The sequence below is a fragment of the Flavobacterium sp. genome (assembly GCF_044348915.1).
GTDB lineage: Bacteria > Bacteroidota > Bacteroidia > Flavobacteriales > Flavobacteriaceae > Flavobacterium.
Genome location: NZ_JBIKRX010000051.1, coordinates 1 through 21,929, shown reverse-complemented (window position 1 = coordinate 21,929; position 21,929 = coordinate 1). Strand labels below are relative to the sequence as shown.

Here is a 21,929-nt window from a genome sequence, read left to right as displayed (position 1 = left end):
CACAAAACTTTGCTAAAATACGCTCAGTCATTGATACAACTATAAAAAATGGCCTAAATGTATTGGAAGCATTGGTAATAATAGCTAAATTTGAGTTTGAATTATAAACTGATTAGTTACAAAATAAGATATGAATCAAACTCTTGATGTAAACAAAACGAGTAGAAATATGGTTTCGAAATTTCTAGAAAACTATACATTGGAGCAACTCAACAAAATCCCCGAAGGTTTTAGCAATAATTTAATTTGGAATATTGGGCATATTATAGTTACTCAACAATTATTGGTTTATAAATTGTCTGGTTTACCGATGATGGTATCAGACGAAATGGTCGAAAAATACAAAAAAGGAACCAAGCCTGAGCAAAACGCTACACAAGCCGAAGTTGACGAATTAAAGGCCTTGCTATTTGTAACTATCGAAAAAACGAATGAGGATTTAGCGAACAAATTATTCAAAGTATATCAAGAATATCCCACTTCAACAGGTTTTATTTTAAAAAGTGTAGAAGGAGCAATTAATTTCAATAATTTTCACGAAGGACTTCATCTAGGAATCATGATGAGTTTAAGAAAGCTTGTTTAAGTAAGTTATTCCTAAATACAAATCCCAACTTATAAATATTACGAGTTGGGATTTGTGTTTTTAAATAGAAGAGGTTGCGTTACTGTATGTAATAAATGTATCCCACATTGAACCAAACTAACCAATCATTAGCCTTGTTTTCTTTGTAAAGGTCAGGATTCGGTTTTAGTCCGTCGACCCAATCAGAAAAATAATATTGCCATCGCAGATCAATCATCAAATCAGATAGCGGCGATAATTTGTAACGGGTTCCAACACTCGAAACCACAGACCAAACTGAACTGGATTCGGTAGAAAAGCCATAAGCGCGATCGTCTGTTGGGGTTAAATATTTAGGAAAAGTGGTCAATGGCGTTCCCAACGGACCCATTGTGGAATAAGCTTTTGCATTATAAAAACTGTATTGAGCACCAAGACTTACAAAAGGCCCCCACCTTCCGATCGTTTCTGTAAATTCACGTATACTTAACGGGAAAAACTCCAATTGCATACCAATATTAGTTACACTAGTGGTTCCGTTCATTGCTTTTAATTGTTCTTTTCCTAGCGAAGGTTTGCCTTCTACCCATTGTCCGAAATGATCTAATTCGGTTTTATTATAAGATAATTCACTTCTTAGTTTGAAGTGGTCATTAAAATAGGTTTCGGGGGTATAGCAATTACATTCTGCAGTATAGGAAAAATTCATATAGTGAATGATACCAATTCCATATCCAGTATTTCCAGCATTTGTTGATAAATCGTGTCTTTCCCCATAGTCAGACTGAAATGCTACAGGGCCAGCAATAACTCCGATTTCGTGTGAAAATCCAAATTGAGCCTTGACTCCATTTGAAATACTAAAAAGAAGGATTAAGCAGAAAAATGTAATAGATCTTAGGGCCATTCTAATAAATTTCTTTTTTACAAATATATAAAAACATCAATCAATCTTTAGATTATCTAATAAAATATAATAAAACGCTAAACAATACAAAAATTATGTAAACATTTTATACTGTTTTTTGCTTTTCAATAGTAATAGTTTTGATATTAAATAAAATTGTTCCAACATCAATAAAAAAGCGCTCCAAGGTGTTAAGAAATATGAAATAAAAGCGAAAATATTCCGATATAATGTATATTTGTCACTGCTAACGAAAACGTTTTCTTAACCGTTATTAATTTAAAAAATATGTCACAAAGTATTAATGCTTTTATTGAAGCTGTTGCAAAAAGAAATTCCAACGAACCTGAATTTATGCAGGCAGTAAAAGAAGTTGCAGAAACTGTAATTCCTTTTATTGAAGAGAATAAAAAATACCAAAACAAAATGCTTTTGGAAAGAATGGTTGAATCTGAACGTGTAATTATGTTTAGAGTAGTTTGGACGGATGACAAAGGGGAAACTCAAGTAAACCGCGGATATCGAATTCAGATGAATTCTGCCATCGGACCATACAAAGGAGGAATTCGTTTTCATCCTTCAGTAAATCTTAGTATATTAAAATTTCTTGCTTTTGAACAAACATTCAAAAACAGTTTAACCACTTTGCCTATGGGCGGTGGAAAAGGTGGGGCTGATTTTGATCCAAAAGGAAAGTCAGACAATGAAGTGATGCGTTTTTGCCAAGCATTTATGACTGAATTATCGAAACATATTGGTGCAAATACAGACGTTCCTGCGGGAGATATCGGTGTTGGAGGAAGAGAAGTAGGCTATATGTTCGGACAGTACAAAAGATTAAGAAACGAATTTACAGGTGTTTTAACAGGTAAAGGAATTTCTTTCGGAGGGTCATTAGTTCGACCAGAAGCAACAGGGTATGGCAATGTGTATTTTGCAAATAGCATGTTGGAAACAAAAGGGAATAGTTTTGCCGGTAAAACAGTGGTGGTTTCAGGTTCTGGAAATGTAGCTCAATATGCTACCGAAAAAGCAACCCAACTAGGTGGAAAAGTAGTTACAATGTCAGATTCTGCAGGTTATATTTATGATGCTGACGGTATTGATGAAACTAAATTGGCCTATGTAATGGAAATTAAAAACGAATTAAGAGGTCGAATTAGTGATTATTTAAATAAGTATCCAAATGCAAAATATTTTGCTGGAAAACGTCCTTGGGAAGTAAAATGTGATATCGCATTACCTTGTGCGACTCAAAATGAATTAAACGAAGAAGAAGCGAATATGCTTGTCGCCAATGGTTGTATTTGTGTTTCAGAAGGGGCCAATATGCCTACAACTCCTGAAGCTATGCATGTTTTCCAAAAAGCGAAAATTTTGTTCGCCCCAGGAAAAGCATCAAATGCGGGCGGAGTAGCAACTTCAGGACTCGAAATGTCTCAAAACTCTTTACGATTAAGTTGGTCTGCAGAAGAAGTTGACGAAAAACTGAAAGGGATTATGTTGGCAATTCACGCTTCTTGTGTGAAATACGGTACGGATACAACTGGATATGTTGATTATGTAAAAGGTGCCAATATTGCAGGATTTGTAAAAGTCGCCGATGCTATGCTTGCTCAAGGAGTCGTATAGACAGTATTTATAAAGTAGTAAAGACCTTCTTTTTTTCTGAAAATTCAGAATAGAAATGAAGGTCTTTTTTTATGTAACAAAATCCAATTACTTTCGTTTGTATTATATTTGTGAACGAAATAGAATTCATAATGACAAAATACAAATTTCGATATCTTATACTGCTTCTCTTTTTGCAACTAGGTTTCGCCCAAAACACGATGTTATGGCAAGGCTATTTCTCTTACAACGACATTAGAGATATTTCTCAATCACCCACTTCCATTATCGCTGCTTCCGAAAATGCTTTGTTTTCAAAAGAAGTAATTACAAATCAAATTACAACCACCACCACAATCGATGGGCTTTCAGGACAAACTATTACCTCCCTGTATTACAGTTCCACATCTAATAAAACACTAGTAGGCTATGAAAATGGATTGATGATTGTAATCAACCAAGCCGATGGCAGTATGTTGAATATCGTTGATATTATCAACAAACAACTTCCAGCCAACCTAAAAAGAATCAATCATTTTATGGAATACCAAGGAATTGTCTATGTTTCTTGCGATTTCGGAATCGTGCAATTTAATTTAGCCACTATGCTTTTTGGGGATACCTATTTTATCGGCAACAACGGAGCAGAAATAAAAGTTACTCAAACAGCAATTTTTAATGGTTTTATCTATGCATCGACAATAGACGGTATAAGAAAAGCAGATATTACTAATAAAAATTTAATCGATTTCAATCAATGGTCGCAAATTGCATCAGGGAGTTGGTCGAGTGTAGAAGCTTTCGCTACAGAACTTATCGCCATAAACATTTCAGGAAATATTCACAAATACAATTCAGGGTCCAATACATTCATAAGCTATTTGCAACTGCCACAAGCGGTAGTCGATATGCGAAATTCTGGTTCTTATTTAGTTATTACGACCCCAACTAGTGTCTATGTTTATAACCAACAATTGGTTCTTGTACGTCAAATTAATAGCAATCAAGTTATTGATGCAACTGTGAGTTTCAGTTGTGCCACAACTATAGATGATGTCATTTATGTTGGCACTACAGATAATGGTATTTATAGCACATCTATTTCGGTGTCGTCAGCAATAGAAAATACCAAGCCTTTAGGTCCTGCAAGGAATAATATTTTTGCACTCCAAACAACCTCAAGTTTCCTTTGGGCTGTTTATGGGGATTATTCAGGTGGATACAATCCGTATCCATTAGACAGTTATGGAATTAGTAAATATAGTGAATCAGGCTGGCTGAATATACCTTACGACAAAGTATTTGGAGCAAAATCTATAGTTAGAGTGATGATAAATCCGAATAAAGAAAACGAAGTATATATGGGAAGTTCTTATTCGGGGTTATTAAAAATTGAAAATGATAAGCCAACTTTTTTATATAATCAAACCAATAGTGAATTAGATGAAATTTCGTTTATTCCAGGCTATAACAATGATGTGAGGATTAATGGAGGCGCATTTGATAAATCAGGAAATTTATGGGTCAATAATAGTCTTGTTCAAGAAGGGTTAAAGGAGTTGAAATCTAATGGGCAATGGCAAAGTTTTTCATTAAGTACTATAATTACTGGTTATACGGGTACCAGTATGGGTCGAATGATAATAGACAAAAATAGCACAAAATGGTGGTGTACGGATACGAATGGATTAATAAGTTTTAACGAATCTACAAATACATTTAAAAAAATAACTTTTGGTTCAGATAAAGGGAACTTGCCAAATACCGATGTTAGGGCTATTGCGATTGACAATAACAATCAATTGTGGATTGGTAACACGAAAGGTCTTAGGGTTTTGTCTAATGTTAATAATTTTTTGACTGAAGAACAAATGACCACAAAGCCTATTATTATTCTCGAAGATAATTTAGCTCAAGAATTAATGTATGAGCAATTTATTACTGATATAGTTGTCGATGGGGCCAATAATAAATGGATTGGCACTGCTGATTCTGGTGTATTTCTAGTTTCGCCTAATGGTCAGGAGACCAAATATCATTTTACAGAAAGCAATTCACCCTTGCCAACAAATGCCATTAATGATATAGACATCAATAATGTAACAGGAGAAGTTTTTATCGCTACAACAAAAGGAATGGTTTCTTTTAAAGGAACAGCAACATCAGCCAATGAAGATTTAAACGATGTTTTTGTTTACCCCAATCCAGTTCGACCAGAATACGAAGGAACTGTAAAAATTTCAGGATTATTAAATAAGGCAACTATAAAAATCACCGATATTGAAGGAAATTTAGTTTATGAAACAACTTCCGAAGGTGGAACAATTGAATGGGATACTACTGCTTTTGGGAAACACAAAGTAGCTTCGGGCGTGTATATGATTTTTGTTTCAGCCCAAGATGGAATTGAAACTAAAGTCAAAAAAGTAATGATCATAAGGTAAATTTCAAATTTGAAAAATTCCAAATTCCAATGTTGGTAAAAACCAAAGCCATCGTCATTTCTTCTCTCAAATATCAAGAGAAAAGCTTGATTGTAAAATGTTTTACACAATCCAGCGGTTTGAAATCTTATTTTGTACGCGACGCTTTTTCCTCTCGAAAATCCAACCAAAAAATAGCTTATTTCCAACCTTTGACTATTCTCGAAATCGAAGCCGTTCACAAGAACAAAGGGACTTTAGAGAACTTTAAGGAAATTAAAATCGCGACTCCATTTCAAACCATTCATAGCGATATATACAAAAGCACTATTGCGATGTTTATTTCAGAAATTTTGCACCATTCCATTCACGAAGAAGAAAAAAACGAACCTCTTTTTGCTTTCTTAGAAACTGCTTTGTTTTGGCTGGACAATCACAATGAAACCGCTAACTTTCACCTGATTTTAATGCTTGAAATCACCAAATATCTCGGTTTTTATCCGGACATTTCCGAAATGAATTACCCTTTTTTCGATGCTAATGAAGGTGTTTTTACCCCATTTCACGGACTTGGTTCGCTCACGGAACATGAAACTAATCTTTTCAGAAAACTCATTGTTTTAAAATTTGACAACAACCAAAAAATTTTCCACGTGATCGAAAGACAAATTCTCTTAAAAATCCTGATTGACTATTACACTTTTCATCTCGACGGTTTTCGAAAACCAAAATCTTTAGAAGTCCTAGCGGCCGTTTTTTCTTGAAAAATTTGGGTACGAACGACAAAAATTTTGCTGAATCAAAGAAATAAGGTTTTATTCGAGAAATTTGCGCTTAAATTACCACTCAAGTCGATAATTTTTACTCTTTGTTTTTTGCCTTTTTACTATTAATCACTACTTTCGCACCACGATTTAAGAAAAGGATAAAATGAGCATAAAATTTACTGAATACAAAGGACTTAACTTGCCAACAGTTGCATCAGAAGTTCTTGATTTTTGGAAAAAAGAAAACATATTTGAAAAGAGTGTAACCACTCGCGAAGGCAACACACCATTCGTGTTTTTTGAAGGACCACCTTCGGCAAATGGATTGCCGGGAATTCACCACGTGATGGCTCGTGCGATTAAAGATATTTTTTGCCGTTATAAAACCCAAAAAGGATTCCAGGTAAAGCGTAAAGCGGGTTGGGATACTCATGGTTTGCCTGTAGAATTAGGTACCGAGGCTTCTTTGGGAATTACTAAAGAAGATATAGGAAAAACAATTTCCGTAGCTGAATACAACGAAGCCTGTAAAAAAACGGTGATGCGTTACACCGATGTGTGGAACGATTTGACCGAAAAAATGGGCTATTGGGTTGATATGGAAGATCCATACGTGACTTACAAATCCAAGTATATGGAAACCGTTTGGTGGATTTTGAAACAAATCTACAACAAGGATTTGATGTACAAAGGATACACCATTCAGCCGTATTCTCCAAAAGCTGGAACAGGATTATCTTCGCACGAAGTGAACCAACCAGGAAGTTATAGAGACGTTACCGATACGACGATTGTGGCTCAATTCAAAGCATTGAACGAATCTTTGCCATCCTTTCTTCAAGGATTTGGAGACATTCATATCCTGGCCTGGACGACAACTCCTTGGACTTTGCCTTCAAACACTGCATTGACTGTTGGACCAAAGATCGATTATGTTTTGGTTAGAACTTTCAATCAATATACTTTTTTACCTTCGAATGTTATTCTTGCTAAAAACTTGGTTGGAAAACAATTTTCAAAAGGATTTTTTGCCAGTTCTGAAGCTTCCGATTTTGAAAATTTCAAAGAAGGCGACAAGAAAATTCCATATCAAATGCTTGCCGAATTCAAAGGAGCTGATTTAGTTGGAATTCGTTACGAGCAATTGATGACATTGGCTTTGCCATACCAAAATCCAGAAAATGCTTTCCGAGTAATTTCAGGAGATTTTGTGACTACCGAAGATGGAACAGGAATTGTGCACACTGCGCCAACATTTGGTGCAGATGATGCCAAAGTTGCCAAAGAAGCTACTCCAGAAGTGCCGCCAATGTTGGTTTTGGACGAAAACGGAAATCCAGTTCCATTGGTAAACTTGCAAGGAAAATTCATTGATGGTTTAGGAAATTATTCAGGGAAATACGTTAAAAACGAATATTATACCGAAGGCGATGCTCCAGAACGTTCTGCCGATGTGGAAATTGCGATTCAGTTAAAAGAAGAAAACAAAGCGTTTAAAGTAGAGAAATACGTGCACAGTTACCCGCATTGCTGGAGAACCGACACGCCAATTTTATATTATCCTTTAGATTCCTGGTTTATTAAAATCACAGAAGTTCGAGACAGAATGTTCGAACTGAACGAAACCATCAACTGGAAGCCAAAAGCAACTGGTGAGGGACGTTTCGGAAATTGGTTGAAAAACGCCAATGATTGGAACTTGTCGCGCTCTCGTTTTTGGGGAATTCCATTGCCAATTTGGAGAAACGAAGAAGGCACAGAAGAAATGTTGATAGGTTCAGTTGAAGAATTATATAACGAAATCGAAAAATCTATAGCTGCAGGTTTCCAAAAAGAAAATCCTTTCAAAGGTTTTGAAATTGGAAATATGGACGAAGCCAACTATGATTTGGTTGACTTACATAAAAATGTAGTCGATGAAATCACCTTGGTTTCTGCTTCTGGAAAACCAATGAAACGCGAATCCGATTTGATTGACGTTTGGTTTGATTCTGGTTCAATGCCTTATGCACAATGGCATTACCCATTTGAAAACAAAGATAAAATTGATGGGAATAAAGATTTTCCAGCTGATTTCATAGCTGAAGGAGTAGATCAAACTCGGGGTTGGTTTTATACTTTGCATGCGATTGCTACTTTGGTTTTTGATAAAGTTTCTTATAAAAATGTAGTTTCAAACGGATTGGTTTTAGACAAAAACGGACATAAAATGTCCAAACGTCTAGGGAATGCCGCCGATCCATTCGATACTTTAAACGAATATGGTCCTGATGCTACACGTTGGTATATGATATCAAACGCGAATCCTTGGGATAATTTAAAATTCGATTTGGAAGGAATTGCTGAGGTGCGTCGTAAATTCTTCGGGACATTGTACAATACGTATTCTTTCTTTGCGTTGTATGCCAATATCGATAATTTCTCTTATGCTGAAGATGAGGTTCCTTTGAGTGAAAGACCAGAAATTGATCGTTGGATTATCTCAGAGTTGAATACTTTGGTGAAAGTGGTTGATGAGGCTTATGCTGATTACGAGCCAACCAAAGCGGCTCGTGCTATTTCAGAATTTGTGCAAGAAAACCTGAGTAACTGGTACGTTCGTTTGTGTCGTCGTCGTTTTTGGAAAGGTGATTATGCGCAGGATAAAATTGCGGCTTACCAAACTTTATATACTTGCTTATTAACGGTAAGTAAATTGGCTGCTCCGATTGCTCCGTTCTTTATGGACAAGCTTTACAGGGATTTAACCTTAGCCACCAAGGGAGAAAAATTCGACAGTGTTCACCTTGCTGAATTCCCAAAATACGTTGAAAACTTTGTTGATAAATCGTTAGAGAGCAAAATGCAGAAAGCGCAGACGATTTCCTCTCTAGTTTTATCGCTTCGAAAAAAGGAAATGATCAAGGTACGTCAACCTTTGCAAAAGGTAATGATTCCGGTACTTGACGCAGGTTTTAGGGCTGAAATTGAGGCCGTTTCTGACCTGATTAAAGCAGAAGTTAATGTGAAAGAAATCGTACTTTTGGATGATGCATCCGGAATTTTAGTGAAGCAAATTAAGCCAAATTTCAAAGCTCTTGGTCCGCGATTTGGAAAAGATATGGGATTGATTGCCAAAGAGATACAATCATTTTCGGCGGCTCAAATCAACCAATTGGACAAGGAAGGAAGTATAAGTATTGTTATTTCAGGAAATAGTATAATTTTATCGCTAGCAGAAGTGGAGATTTCTTCACAAGATATCGAGGGCTGGTTGGTCGCTAACTCCAATGGAATAACGGTTGCACTGGATATTACTATTTCGGACGAATTAAAACAAGAAGGTATAGCTAGGGAGTTGGTCAACAGAATTCAAAACATTAGAAAAGATTCTGGTTTTGAAGTGACTGACAAAATTAAAGTTCATTTGCAGAAAAATGCTGAACTGGAAAGTGCAGTCAATGCAAACGAAGCCTACATCAAATCAGAAACACTAACAGAAACATTGGTTTTTGAAGAAGTTTTAGAAAGCGGAATAGAAATAGAATTCGATGATATAAAGACAAAAATAACCATTACAAAATAATTAGAAAATGACAGATGAAATTGCAAGATACTCAGACGCTGATTTAGCGGAGTTCAAAGAGCTTATTATTAAAAAAATACATAAAGCACAAGCCGATTTAGATTTGATAAAAAGTGCTTATATGAACGATTTAAATAACGGAACAGACGATACTTCGCCTACTTTCAAAGCCTTCGAAGAAGGTAGTGAAACGATGTCGAAAGAAGCGAATTCACAATTAGCAATCCGTCAGGAGAAGTTCATTCGCGACTTGAAAAATGCACTTTTCCGTGTAGAAAACAAAACTTACGGAACCTGTAAAGTAACAGGAAAACTAATTAGCAAAGAACGATTATTGATCGTTCCTCACGCTACAATGAGTATCGAAGCAAAAAATATGCAACGATAAATAATCGAAATTTCAATACTAAAATTCCAAATTCCAACAATAACTTATTAAATTATTGGGATTTGGAATTTTATTTTTAGAATTTACTTATTTTTGCGCCATTAAAATTCACAAAATGTCTTTACGAAAAGCTTACCTGATCGTTTTTATCATCTTATTGGTAGATCAACTTTCAAAAATTTACATCAAAACTAATTTTGTTTACGGTGAAAACGGACAAATTGATGTCACCAGCTGGTTCAAAATACTATTGATAGAAAACGAAGGAATGGCTTGGGGAACAGTAATTCCAGGGACTTATGGAAAATTGTTTCTTACTGTTTTTCGTTTGGTTGCCGTTACAGGAATTGGCTATTGGCTTTGGGATTCTGTAGAAAGAAAACACAGTTCAAATTATTTGATTGTGGCAATTTCTCTTATTCTTGCTGGAGCTTTTGGTAATATAATTGATTCTGTTTTTTATGGTGTAATTTTCGATGACAGTTACGGACATTTAGCTACTTTATTCACCGACAAACCTTATGGAACCTGGTTTCACGGTCGAGTAGTCGATATGTTGTACTTTCCATTATTCGAAGGGAATTGGCCAGAATGGATGCCCGTTATTGGAGGACATCATTTCAAATTCTTCAATGCTATTTTCAATGTAGCCGATATGGCAATATCGACAGGCGTTGGGATTTTGATTGTTTTCAACAAAAAAGCATTTCATCATCATCATTAAGTCATTGCGAGGAACGAAGCAATCGCATTATGCGCTCTAGTTTCGTTTTAAATAAATCATTTTCAATTTCATCAAAAAACGCATTTTCATAATAGTCCAAAATTCCAGTCTATTTGTCACTCCGTAGGAGTCGCTACTTACGAGAGTGGGGACGCTTTAATACGTGACAAACGAACTCGTCAGATGGGGTTGAAATATAATAGTTTGTGGTATTTCAAAAAAAATAGACGAACAACCTTTATGTCATTCGTCTATTCTCTATATTCTTTATTCTATTTTCTTAAAGAATATTATTTAGCCGCAGCATATCTTTTAGAAACTTCATCCCAGTTGATTACATTAAAGAAAGCCTCAATATAGTCTGGTCTTCTGTTTTGATAGTTCAAATAGTAAGCGTGTTCCCAAACATCCATTCCTAAGATTGGAGTTCCACCACAACCTACACCTGGCATTAATGTATTGTCTTGATTAGGTGTTCCGCAAACTTCTAGTTTTCCGTCTTTTACACACAACCAAGCCCAACCTGAACCAAATTGAGTCGCTCCAGCTTTGGCAAAAGCCGCTTTAAAAGCATCAAAAGAACCAAAAGCGCTGTCAATAGCAGCTGCAACTTCACCAGTTGGCAATCCGCCACCGTTTGGAGACATAATAGTCCAAAACAAACTGTGATTAAAATGTCCACCACCGTTATTACGAACCGGCATATTTTTCATATCCAAATTTGCCAAGATATCTTCAATGCTTTTCCCTTCCAACTCAGTACCTGCAATCGCAGCATTTACGTTGGTAATGTATGCATTATGATGTTTCGAATGGTGTATTTCCATTGTACGTGCATCAATGTGCGGTTCTAGTGCGTCATACGCATAAGGTAATTGTGGTAATTCAAAAGCCATAGTATTGTTGTTTAAATGATTTAAAAATATTTTATTCAAAATTAAACAATTAACTTTGGAATTGGTAATTCTATTTCTTTATAGTTTTATTAAATAAATTGATAGTGGGGTTTTCAGGAGCTGTTTCCTGCTGTACACTATATCTTTTATGCCTCCCGATAGCTATCGGGACGGCATAAAAGGATGCCGTTTCCATCAGGGCTAGGGCATTCGGGATGTTACAGAAATCCGAGATCAAAAATCGTTAATCTGCAATCAAAAATCAATAATGCAAAGACCTTCATTCGCCATATACGATGCATCGGCAGGTTCCGGAAAAACCTATGCCCTTGTCAAAGAATACCTGAAAATTATTCTGGTTGCCAAGAAAAATGATGCGTACCGCAATATCCTCGCCATAACGTTTACCAATAAAGCAGTTCATGAAATGAAATCGAGAATCGTTGGCAGTTTATCTGAATTTGCCAAAGACGAACCAAGCCAAAAAGCACAAGATTTGATGCAAGATTTGGCTGTAGAAACGGAGCTCTCTGTCATACAAATCAAAATCAAGTCGCAGCAAATAATCAAGCATATTATTCACAATTATGCCGCTTTCGACATTTCGACCATCGATAAATTTACACACAAGGTGATTCGCGCTTTTGCCCTTGATTTAGGTTTGCAAATGAATTTCGAAGTTTCTTTAGAGAGCGATAATTTATTGACCGAAGCCGTCGATGCCCTTATTTCGCAAGCTGGCGAAGACGAAACATTGACCAAATTGCTCATCAATTTTACAATGGAAAAAACCGACGACGATAAATCTTGGGATATTTCCCGAGAAATTTTCGAAGTTGGTAAATTAATTCAAAATGAAAACAATCGGGAAGAAATTGCGCATTTCAAAGGCAAATCCATCAGCGATTTCCTCGAAATAAAAAGCAAACTCGGCGACGCATCCAAAATTATAGAAAAGGAAAATGTTGCCTTGGCTGAAAATGCTTTGCAATTAATTGAAAAAAATGGAATTAATGTCAAATCCTTTTCACGAGGAACTTTTCCTAATCACTTGCAAAGTATTGCCGATGGAAAATTCAACCCCAAGAATAAAACGTTTCGGGAAGTCGAGGACATTTCCATTAATAAAACCGCTAAGGATACTGCAATTATAGAAAGTATCATCCCAGAATTATTGCAAATTCTCGGCAAGATCTATAAAAATTTCGAGCAAAGAGATTTCTATAATGCTTTCTTAAAAAACATTACGCCCTTATCACTATTAAGCACCATTAGTCAAGAATTGAAAAAGATTCAAGACGAACAAAACGTTCTTTCTATTGCTGAATTCAACTCGCTGATCCATAAAGAGATTCAAAATCAACCAGCGCCATTTATTTACGAACGATTAGGAGAACGTTACCGCCATTTCTTTATTGACGAGTTTCAGGACACTTCCGAAATGCAATGGCAAAATCTAATTCCGCTTATAGACAATGCAACATCAAGTGAAATTGATGGTGAAAAAGGAACTTTGATGATTGTCGGCGACCCAAAGCAATCCATTTACCGCTGGCGAGGTGGAAAGGCCGAGCAGTTTATCGATTTGAGTAAGAACCATAATCCGTTCAATAACCCCGAAAAATCCATTCAGCATTTAGATAAAAATTACCGCTCGTATTCAGAAGTCATTGAATTCAACAATCGTTTTTTTCAAATGTTGTCGCATCAGTTCGAGAACGAAGATTACAAAGATTTGTATGAAAATCATAGCTTCCAAAAAAGCAATAGCAAAACCGGAGGTTATGTCAATATTTCTTTTCTGCCACTAATAGAAAAAGAGGCCGATTCAGAAGAGGAAGAAGAAGAATTGACCAAAACGGATTTGTATGTTCAAGCAACCTTAAAAACAATTCTAGAAGTTCGGAAAAAAGGCTTCAAATATAATGATATTGCAATATTAGTGCGTCATAACAAAAATGGAACATCCATTGCAAATTACTTGATAGAACATGGTATTCCGATACTTTCGTCCGAATCACTTTTGATAAAAAACGCTACCGAAGTTCGATTTATCTTGTACTTTTTACGTTATTTAAAAAACAATAAGGATTCAGAATCTAAGGCTTATTTTTTAGAATATTTAGCGCGAGCTAATCAAGAAATGATGCCAATTCACGACTTTATTTCCGTGGGAATGAAGAACAATGAATCAGATTTTGAACAATGGCTGAAGGGTTTTGGGATTTCACTTTCGTTCGCTGATATTAGAAAGAAATCTTTGTACGAAGCGGTAGAAACTATTATTACTGCTGTTTTAAATTCAAAAAGGAATTCGGCTTACATTCAACATTTTCTTGATATTGTATTAGAAAGAGATGTCAGAAGCAATTCGGGAATCAGCGATTTTTTGGAATATTGGGACAAAAGTTCGGACAAATTTAAAATCCCATCGCCGGAAGGAAGTGATGCCGTGCAAATTATGAGTATTCACAAATCAAAAGGATTAGAATTTCCAGTGGTAATTTTCCCTTTTGCTGAAGAAAATTATAGTTTGCAAAAAAAGGACAAACTTTGGATTTCAGCTGATCAAGAAGAATTTGGTTTGCCCAAAGTGTTAATAGACAATAGCAAAGCCGTCGAAGGGTTTGGTGAAACCGCCAAAGCAACTTTTGTAGAAAAATCGCAAGAGCAATTGCTAGATAACATCAATGTTTTGTATGTTGCTTTGACACGTGCCGAAGAACAATTGTATGTTATTTCGAGTCTTTTTAAGCCGAATAAAGAAGGGACTTACCCCAATAATATGGCAACTTATTTCATTGATTATTTAACCAAAGAATCAAATTTTGATGAAACCGTTTTAGAATATCATTTTGGAAATCCACGACGAATTTCTTCGGAAACCAAAACGCAGAAAGAATTCCAAGCCATTTCTATGGTTGCCGCAATTTTGAACCCTAGAAACATCAAAATTGCCCAACGAGAATCGGTAATGTGGGGTACGCATCAACAAGAAGCCATCGAGTACGGAAATGTGGTTCACGAAGTATTGTCTTTTGTGAAAACCAAAAACGATATCGATTTGGCTATTACAAAAGCCATCGAAAGCGGATTGATAACTTTCAACCAAAAAAGCGTCGTTCATAAAACAATTCAAGAGATTGTTAATCACCCTGAGCTTTCTATTTGTTACGAAGAAGGTAATGAAGTTTTGAACGAGCAGACGATTATTCAAAAGCAAGGAAAAACCATCAAACCGGACCGAATGGTTTTGACCAAAAATAAGCAGGTTTATTTATTGGATTATAAAACTGGATTGTATAACGCCAAACACAAAATGCAAATAGATAATTACGAAAATGCTATTGAAATAATGGGATATAAAGTGTTAAAAAAAGCGCTAGTATATATAGGACAAGAAATCATTGTGGTAAATTTGTAAAAACATCGAAATAAAATTAGAATATTATGTACGGAAAATTAAAAGAATACCTGCAAACAGAACTTCAAGCTATTGAAGATAACGGACTGTTCAAACGAGAAAGAATTATCACTTCGGCTCAAGGAGCGGAAATTACAGTAAATGGTGAAAGAGTTCTAAATTTTTGCGCCAATAATTATTTAGGACTTTCTTCACATCCAGAAGTGATTCAAGCGGCAAAAGATGCGATGGATACACACGGATATGGAATGTCGTCGGTTCGGTTCATTTGCGGAACGCAGGATATACATAAAACTTTAGAGAAAAAGATTTCAGATTTCTACGGAACTGAAGATACGATTCTTTACGCAGCGGCTTTTGATGCCAACGGGGGAGTTTTCGAGCCCTTATTAAATGAAAATGATGCCATTATTTCGGACAGTTTGAATCACGCTTCTATTATTGATGGAGTTCGGTTGTGCAAAGCGGCGCGTTATCGCTACGAAAATAGTAATATGGAAGATTTGGAGCAGCAATTAATTAAGGCCAATGAAGCGGGTTCTCGTTTCAAACTAATTGTGACCGATGGTGTTTTCTCAATGGACGGACTTGTAGCTCCTTTGGATAAGATCTGTGATCTTGCCGATAAATACGATGCTTTAGTTATGGTTGACGAATGTCACGCGGCAGGATTTATAGGTGCAACCGGCAAAGGAACACTAGAAGCTAAAGGTGTAATGGGTAGAGTAGATATTATTACAGGAACATTGGGAAAAGCACTTGGCGGAGCAATGGGTGGGTATACTACAGCCAAAAAAGAAATTATTGAATTGTTGAGACAACGGTCAAGACCTTATTTGTTTTCTAATTCATTAGCACCAGCGATAGTAGGAGCGTCAGTAAAGGTTTTCGAATTATTAGAAAAAGACACTACGCTTCGCGACAAACTTGAATGGAACACGAATTATTTCAAAGCAGGAATGAAAAAAGCAGGCTTTGACATTATTGACGGAGATTCTGCTATTGTTCCAGTTATGTTATACGATGCAAAATTAGCGCAAACAATGGCAAATGAATTATTGAAGAAAGGAATCTATGTTATTGGCTTCTTTTTTCCAGTTGTACCAAAAGAAAAGGCGCGAATTCGGGTACAATTATCCGCCGCACACACAAAAAACAATCTTGATAGTGCAATTCAAGCCTTCGTTGAGGTTGGAATGAGTCTAAATGTCATCAAATTGTAGTTTTTATGGTCTTTTTTGTATTTTTTTTAACTTTTTATTTTGTAGTTAAAAAATTACGTGTTACTTTTGCTTTTAAAATTAACTAAATTGTAATTAAACTTATTAAGTATGAAACATCTTAACAAACTTTTATTTGCTGTAATGATGGTATTTACCATGAGCTCTCAAGCACAAAACAGTAACAATCCTTGGGCTCTTTCGTTTGGGGTAAACGCAGTTGACACACGAGCTAGTGCTGGTGGAGGAAACAACTGGTTGGATTACCACGTATCTCAAGCATTTCTTGTAGGTCAAAACTGGAACATTCTTCCTTCTGTATCTTATCTTAGCTTAGAGAGAGCAATAGGAAACAATTTCTCTGTTGGACTTAAAGGATCTATCAACAAAATGGATAAATTTGTTGTTTTCGATCCTTCAAACCCTGGTCGTAACTCTGCAGGTTATGTAACAACTAACCCTGGAGATTTAATGTATTATGGTGTTGACGTAAGCGCAAAATATAGCTTTATGTCTTTAATTGGATCTAAAACTATTGACCCTTCCTTAACTTTAGGTGGAGGTTATACTTGGTTAGGTGATAACAGCTACGGGTCTGTTAATCCAGGAGCAGGTTTGACTTTCTGGTTTACTGAAAATGTAGGTTTGCAATTGACAACTGTATATAAAGCTTCTCAACTTCTAGGTCAAGACCGTTCTGAAGCGGGTAATTTATATGCTCCAGATTCTCCTTCTCATTTCCAACACTCTTTGGGTATTACTTTCCAATTTGGAGGTAAAGATACTGACGGAGACGGAATCTATGACAAAGATGATGCTTGTCCAGAAGTTGCTGGTCTAAAACAATTCAACGGTTGTCCTGATACTGACGGAGACGGAATCATTGATGGAAGCGATGCTTGTCCAACTGAGTTTGGTTTAGCTGCTTTGAATGGTTGTCCTGATAGAGATGGAGACGGAATCGCTGATAAAGATGATGCTTGTCCAGATACTAAAGGTTTAGCTGCTTTCCAAGGTTGTCCTGATACTGACGGAGATGGTCTTGCTGATAAAGATGACAAATGTCCTACTGTAGCTGGTCCTAAATCTAATGGTGGTTGTCCAGTATTGGATGCTGACAAAGATGGTGTGCCAGATTTAGAAGATGATTGTCCTATCGTAGCTGGTCCTGCTAGTAACAAAGGTTGTCCAGAAGTGACTCAAGAAGTTGTTGAACAACTTAGAACTGAAGCTAGAGCTATTACCTTTAACTCAGGTAAAGCTACTTTCAATACAACTGACGTAAAATCTAATGCTAGTTTAGACGCAATTAAAAATATTCTTAAAAACTATCCTACTGCTAAATGGGAAGTTCAAGGACATACAGATAGTACAGGTGGTGCAAAATTAAACCAAAAACTTTCTGAAGACAGATCTAAAGCGGTTGTAGATTTAATGATTCAAAATGGAGTTAAAGTTGAGAACATTACTTCTAAAGGTTTTGGTCCAAGCGCACCAGTTGCTTCTAACAAAACTAAAGAAGGTAGAGCTAAAAACAGAAGAACTGAAGTTATCTACGTTGGTGGTGTTGATGGATTGAAAGTTAATCTTAAATAAGATAATTTAATATATTTTTAAAAAGCCGTTCTTAATTGAACGGCTTTTTTTATATTTATAAAATGATAGAAATTTCATTTTTAGATAAAGTTGCCAAAGTTTTAATTGATAATTATTCAGAAAAATTATCAAACACTATCGTGGTTCTCCCCAACAAGAGAGCCAAAGTTTTTCTTGTAGAAGCCTTAAGGAATCAAGTTTCAACTAATATTCTTTCTCCAGAGATTATTAGCATAGAGGAATTTATTCAAGATATTTCATGTATACGCAGTCTTGATTCGATAGAGCTGTTATTCGAATTCTATGAGGTTTATTTAGCTGTTACCGAGAAACCACGACAAGAATCATTTGATAAGTTTGCCATTTGGGCAAAAACATTACTGCAAGATTTTAACGAGATTGATCGCTACCTTTTAGATCCACTGCACGTTCTTTCCTATCTAAAAGATATTGAAGACATCAAAAAATGGGGAATCGAAGTCGAAAACAAAACTAAATTACTAGAGAACTACATTGATTTCTGGAAATTATTACCCAAATACTACCAATCACTTTACGATCATTTACTGAATAAAGGAATTGGATATCAAGGCTTAATTTATCGCGAAGCTGTAAACAATCTCAATCATTTTTCAAATTCTATTAAAGAGAACGTATATGTCTTTGCTGGTTTCAATGCCTTGAATGCTGCCGAAGAACGAATAGTTCAGCATTTGATAGCTTCAGACCAAGCAGAGATTTACTGGGATGTCGACCAGACTTTTCTTAACGATCCTTTTCATGATGCTGGTCTGTTTGTAAGACGTTTCAAGTCGAGTTGGAAACATTACAAATCTAATCCTTTTGAGTGGATTGTGGATGATTTTTCGCAGTCTAAAAACATTCAGGTAGTTGGTACGCCAAAAACTATGGGTCAGGCCAAAATCGCAGGAAGCATCATCGAAAATATCATCACGGATAATCCAAATACAACATTAGATAAAGTTGCCGTTGTATTAGGAGAGGAAAATTTATTGGTACCACTTTTGTATTGTTTGCCATCCACAGTTGGTGCTTTGAATATCACGATGGGTTATTCAAGTAAGAACAATCCAGCTCAGATATTGATTGCGAAATTATTCAAAATGCATACCAATCCTTTAACTCGAAATGCAAATAGTTATGTACTTTATTACAAAGATGTTTTGGATATTTTGACACATCCGTTGGTAGAACCGTATGCCAAATCTAGTTTGTTAGTCGGTATTATTAATCAAAACAATTACACCTTTATTACCCACAAAAAATTGATGGATTTGTCTCAAAATCCGTCAGAGTTGTTTCTTTTGTTGTTCGATAAATGGGAGAGTGGTTCGATGGCGGTTTTAGAAACTATTTCTAGTTTACTGCAATCTATCAAAACGAATTTGAACAAAGACAATGAAGAAGAAAAAATCACTAAAGCTTTTGTTTACAGTCTTTTCAAAACCATCAACAAACTTATAAATTACTACTCCCAACATACACACATTGATAAGGTAGATACGCTTTATGCAATTTACAAACAAGTGATCGATCTCGCTGAAGTCTCTTTTGAAGGGGAACCGCTGAATGGGTTGCAGATTATGGGTGTTTTAGAAAGTCGAGTGTTAGATTTTGACACTGTAATTATTACCTCGATGAATGAAGGAAAATTTCCAGCTGGAAAATCGATGAATTCTTTTATTCCGTACGATGTGAAAAGAGAACTAGGTTTGCCTACTTTCAAGGAAAAGGACGCTATTTATACCTATCATTTCTATCATTTGTTGCAACGAGCTAAAAACATTTATTTGATTTATAACACCGAAAGTGAAGGTTTGGATGCCGGTGAACGAAGTCGTTTCATCACTCAATTGGAAGTTGAAAAACAAGACAAGCATACGCTTACCCACGAAATCTATAATGCAGGTGTACCTGAAAAGGCCTATGAACCTATTGTTGTTCCAAAATCTGAATCGGTTATGTTGCGTTTGAGGGAAATTACAGAAAAAGGTTTTTCTCCAACTGGTTTGACGAGTTATATCCGTAATCCTATCCAATTTTATTTCCAAAGGATTTTACGGATTAGCGATGTAGAAGAAGTGGAGGAGAACATTGCATTGAATACCTTGGGGACTATTATTCACGAAACCTTAGAAGCTTTATACACTCCTTTTATTGGAAAATTTTTGTCCGAAACTGATATTTTGGGTTGTTTTAAAGTTTTGGATGCCGAAGTATTGAAACAATTCAAATTGGTTTACAAAGAAGGTGAAATCAAAAAGGGGCGTAATTTGTTAGCTTTTGAAGTGGCCAAACGCAATGTTTCTAATTTTTTGAAAGTGGAATTGGAAAGTATCAAAAACGGTGATGCTATTAAGATTCTTCATTTAGAAAAGGATTGTGCACGAATTTTGGAGCACCCTAACTTGCCATATCCGATTAAAATTGCTGGAAAAGCAGATAGAATAGAAGAGCGGAACGGAATTATTCGAATTATAGATTACAAAACCGGTAAAGTTGAAAAATCAAATGTCACATTGAAATCGTGGAATGGACTTACTGCCGATATCAAGAACGAAAAAATCATTCAAATTTTGGCTTATGCTCTGATGTATGAGAAGGAAGCCAACGGCAAACCAATCGAAGCGGGGATTATTTCATTCAAAAACCTAAAATCGGGATTTTTACCGTTTACTTTCAAGGATGGAAAAGAGGGGAATACAACTATAGATTCTGGAATCTTGAATAATTATTTAGAACAGTTGGTTTTGTTATTGAATGAGATTTTAAATGAGACCAAACCTTTTGAGGAAAAGATTTAACCACAAAGACCACAAGGGCTTTTCACACGAGCGAAAGCGAACTGACGAAGTAAAGTTCACAAAGAGATTTTAAATGTTTTTGAAAAAGTTCAACAACATTTTCTTTAATTCGTCTTTATTTTCAATGTGACTCATATGCCCGTCGGGAAAAGTCACGAGTTTCACAGCTGTATTTTTTATTTGTTCTAATGAATCTTCGTAGATTAAAACTTGATCTTTTTCGCCAAGAATAAGCATTTTTGGATAAGGGCTAAGACGCAATAAAACTTCGCGGTCTTTCCGGATTTTCATTCCTTCGAGTGAAGCTACAATTCCTTGTAGTGGAGTTTTAAGGGCTTCAAGTTTTACTTTTTCTATTTCATCAGCCAGTTTTTCGCGATTATCAGGACTAAAAAGATTCGCAATGGAAAGACGGATAAAAGTGGTGTAATCTTGCTTGACCGTCTTGATGGCCCGACTGCGGTTGGTTTTTCGTTCCGCACTATCGGCTTTGGAAGTAGAATTCATCAAAACCAAACCTTTTACTCTGTCTGGATAGATTTCGGCGTAAGCCAGAGCTACATAACCGCCCATAGAGTGTCCGACAAAAATGGCTTTTCGGATTCGTAATTTGGATAAAACAGCTTGAACTATTTTGGCATTGTCTTCCATAGAATGGACGTAGCCCAAACATTCTGTTTCGCCGTGACCTAATAAGTCTAAAGTTATTACCCGATGTTTTTGACCTAATTCTGGAGCTAAATCCTGCCACATCGATTGGTTTTCCAAAAATCCGTGAAGCAACACAATAGCATTGCCTTTCCCGGTATCGGAATACGAGATTTGTGTGTTTTTGTAGAGGAGTTGATTCATTTGTTTCACTTTTAATAAACATTAAAAATTAAACCATTAAGAAATTAAGAAAATCAAGATTTGTAAAACTTCTTAATAAAACTTAATTAATGGTTCAAAAAATCAATAAAAAGAATGACTTAAATATTCATCAAACTCTCAATTTCCTCAATCTCAATCGGGATGT

General features: G+C 35.8%; 14 protein-coding genes. 11 read left to right on the top strand and 3 right to left on the bottom strand.

The window, feature by feature from the left end:
* Positions 1-130 precede the first annotated feature (130 nt).
* Complete coding sequence (locus ACIQ1E_RS09725; RefSeq protein WP_396170969.1) at positions 131-586, top strand: DinB family protein; 456 nt, start codon at positions 131-133, stop codon at positions 584-586.
* 79 nt (positions 587-665) lie between these two features.
* Here the strand turns inward: ACIQ1E_RS09725 and ACIQ1E_RS09720 are convergent, their stop codons facing one another.
* Positions 666-1,472, bottom strand: coding sequence for a THC0290_0291 family protein (locus ACIQ1E_RS09720; protein ID WP_396170967.1), 807 nt, complete (start codon positions 1,470-1,472; stop codon positions 666-668).
* A gap of 288 nt (positions 1,473-1,760) precedes the next feature.
* On the opposite strand from ACIQ1E_RS09720, the gene gdhA reads away from it, so the two are divergent.
* The 6 genes from gdhA (at position 1,761) to ACIQ1E_RS09690 (ending at position 10,950) form a co-directional block, all read left to right on the top strand.
* Entirely contained in the window at positions 1,761-3,104 is a 1,344-nt protein-coding gene (gene gdhA / locus ACIQ1E_RS09715) for an NADP-specific glutamate dehydrogenase (protein WP_396170965.1), read from the top strand.
* A 131-nt stretch (positions 3,105-3,235) separates the two neighbouring features.
* Positions 3,236-5,527, top strand: coding sequence for a T9SS type A sorting domain-containing protein (locus tag ACIQ1E_RS09710; protein WP_396170962.1), 2,292 nt, complete (start codon positions 3,236-3,238; stop codon positions 5,525-5,527).
* A gap of 29 nt (positions 5,528-5,556) precedes the next feature.
* Entirely contained in the window at positions 5,557-6,270 is a 714-nt protein-coding gene (recO, locus tag ACIQ1E_RS09705; RefSeq protein ID WP_396170960.1) for a DNA repair protein RecO, read from the top strand.
* 166 nt (positions 6,271-6,436) lie between these two features.
* The gene (gene ileS, locus ACIQ1E_RS09700; protein WP_396170958.1) at positions 6,437-9,838 is read left to right on the top strand and encodes an isoleucine--tRNA ligase; all 3,402 of its coding nucleotides are present in this window, start codon (positions 6,437-6,439) and stop codon (positions 9,836-9,838) included.
* Positions 9,839-9,845: 7 nt separating this feature from the next.
* Positions 9,846-10,226 carry a TraR/DksA family transcriptional regulator gene (locus ACIQ1E_RS09695; protein WP_396170956.1) on the top strand — a complete coding sequence of 127 codons (381 nt, stop codon included), beginning with the start codon at positions 9,846-9,848 and terminating at the stop codon, positions 10,224-10,226.
* A gap of 115 nt (positions 10,227-10,341) precedes the next feature.
* Positions 10,342-10,950, top strand: coding sequence for a lipoprotein signal peptidase (locus ACIQ1E_RS09690; RefSeq protein ID WP_396170953.1), 609 nt, complete (start codon positions 10,342-10,344; stop codon positions 10,948-10,950).
* A gap of 290 nt (positions 10,951-11,240) precedes the next feature.
* Here ACIQ1E_RS09690 and ACIQ1E_RS09685 read toward each other — a convergent pair whose 3' ends face one another.
* Positions 11,241-11,846, bottom strand: a complete 606-nt coding sequence (locus tag ACIQ1E_RS09685; protein ID WP_396170951.1) for a superoxide dismutase — start codon at positions 11,844-11,846, stop codon at positions 11,241-11,243.
* Positions 11,847-12,114: 268 nt separating this feature from the next.
* On the opposite strand from ACIQ1E_RS09685, the gene ACIQ1E_RS09680 reads away from it, so the two are divergent.
* The 4 genes from ACIQ1E_RS09680 to ACIQ1E_RS09665 all read left to right on the top strand — a co-directional run bounded on the left by ACIQ1E_RS09680 (position 12,115) and on the right by ACIQ1E_RS09665 (position 20,911).
* A complete protein-coding gene (locus tag ACIQ1E_RS09680) occupies positions 12,115-15,270 on the top strand; it encodes a UvrD-helicase domain-containing protein (protein ID WP_396170949.1) in 3,156 nt (1,051 codons plus the stop codon).
* Between the two features lie 26 nt (positions 15,271-15,296).
* Complete coding sequence (gene kbl, locus ACIQ1E_RS09675; RefSeq protein ID WP_396170947.1) at positions 15,297-16,493, top strand: glycine C-acetyltransferase; 1,197 nt, start codon at positions 15,297-15,299, stop codon at positions 16,491-16,493.
* 108 nt (positions 16,494-16,601) lie between these two features.
* Entirely contained in the window at positions 16,602-18,086 is a 1,485-nt protein-coding gene (locus tag ACIQ1E_RS09670; protein WP_396170946.1) for an OmpA family protein, read from the top strand.
* A 62-nt stretch (positions 18,087-18,148) separates the two neighbouring features.
* Positions 18,149-20,911, top strand: a complete 2,763-nt coding sequence (locus ACIQ1E_RS09665) for a PD-(D/E)XK nuclease family protein (protein ID WP_396170944.1) — start codon at positions 18,149-18,151, stop codon at positions 20,909-20,911.
* 69 nt (positions 20,912-20,980) lie between these two features.
* On the opposite strand, the gene ACIQ1E_RS09660 is transcribed toward ACIQ1E_RS09665, so the two are convergent.
* Positions 20,981-21,763, bottom strand: a complete 783-nt coding sequence (locus ACIQ1E_RS09660) for an alpha/beta fold hydrolase (RefSeq protein WP_396170942.1) — start codon at positions 21,761-21,763, stop codon at positions 20,981-20,983.
* Positions 21,764-21,929 lie beyond the last annotated feature (166 nt).

What these genes read in the sequence shown, in the direction of transcription:
- ACIQ1E_RS09670 (WP_396170946.1), top strand. Translation starts at nt 16,602, where the DNA reads ATGAAACATCTTAACAAACTTTTATTTGCTGTAATGATGGTATTTACC.
- recO (WP_396170960.1), top strand. Translation starts at nt 5,557, where the DNA reads ATGTTGGTAAAAACCAAAGCCATCGTCATTTCTTCTCTCAAATATCAA.
- gdhA (WP_396170965.1), top strand. Translation starts at nt 1,761, where the DNA reads ATGTCACAAAGTATTAATGCTTTTATTGAAGCTGTTGCAAAAAGAAAT.
- ACIQ1E_RS09660 (WP_396170942.1), bottom strand. Translation starts at nt 21,763, where the DNA reads ATGAATCAACTCCTCTACAAAAACACACAAATCTCGTATTCCGATACC.
- ACIQ1E_RS09720 (WP_396170967.1), bottom strand. Translation starts at nt 1,472, where the DNA reads ATGGCCCTAAGATCTATTACATTTTTCTGCTTAATCCTTCTTTTTAGT.
- ACIQ1E_RS09685 (WP_396170951.1), bottom strand. Translation starts at nt 11,846, where the DNA reads ATGGCTTTTGAATTACCACAATTACCTTATGCGTATGACGCACTAGAA.
- kbl (WP_396170947.1), top strand. Translation starts at nt 15,297, where the DNA reads ATGTACGGAAAATTAAAAGAATACCTGCAAACAGAACTTCAAGCTATT.
- ACIQ1E_RS09710 (WP_396170962.1), top strand. Translation starts at nt 3,236, where the DNA reads ATGACAAAATACAAATTTCGATATCTTATACTGCTTCTCTTTTTGCAA.
- ileS (WP_396170958.1), top strand. Translation starts at nt 6,437, where the DNA reads ATGAGCATAAAATTTACTGAATACAAAGGACTTAACTTGCCAACAGTT.
- ACIQ1E_RS09665 (WP_396170944.1), top strand. Translation starts at nt 18,149, where the DNA reads ATGATAGAAATTTCATTTTTAGATAAAGTTGCCAAAGTTTTAATTGAT.
- ACIQ1E_RS09680 (WP_396170949.1), top strand. Translation starts at nt 12,115, where the DNA reads ATGCAAAGACCTTCATTCGCCATATACGATGCATCGGCAGGTTCCGGA.
- ACIQ1E_RS09690 (WP_396170953.1), top strand. Translation starts at nt 10,342, where the DNA reads ATGTCTTTACGAAAAGCTTACCTGATCGTTTTTATCATCTTATTGGTA.
- ACIQ1E_RS09695 (WP_396170956.1), top strand. Translation starts at nt 9,846, where the DNA reads ATGACAGATGAAATTGCAAGATACTCAGACGCTGATTTAGCGGAGTTC.
- ACIQ1E_RS09725 (WP_396170969.1), top strand. Translation starts at nt 131, where the DNA reads ATGAATCAAACTCTTGATGTAAACAAAACGAGTAGAAATATGGTTTCG.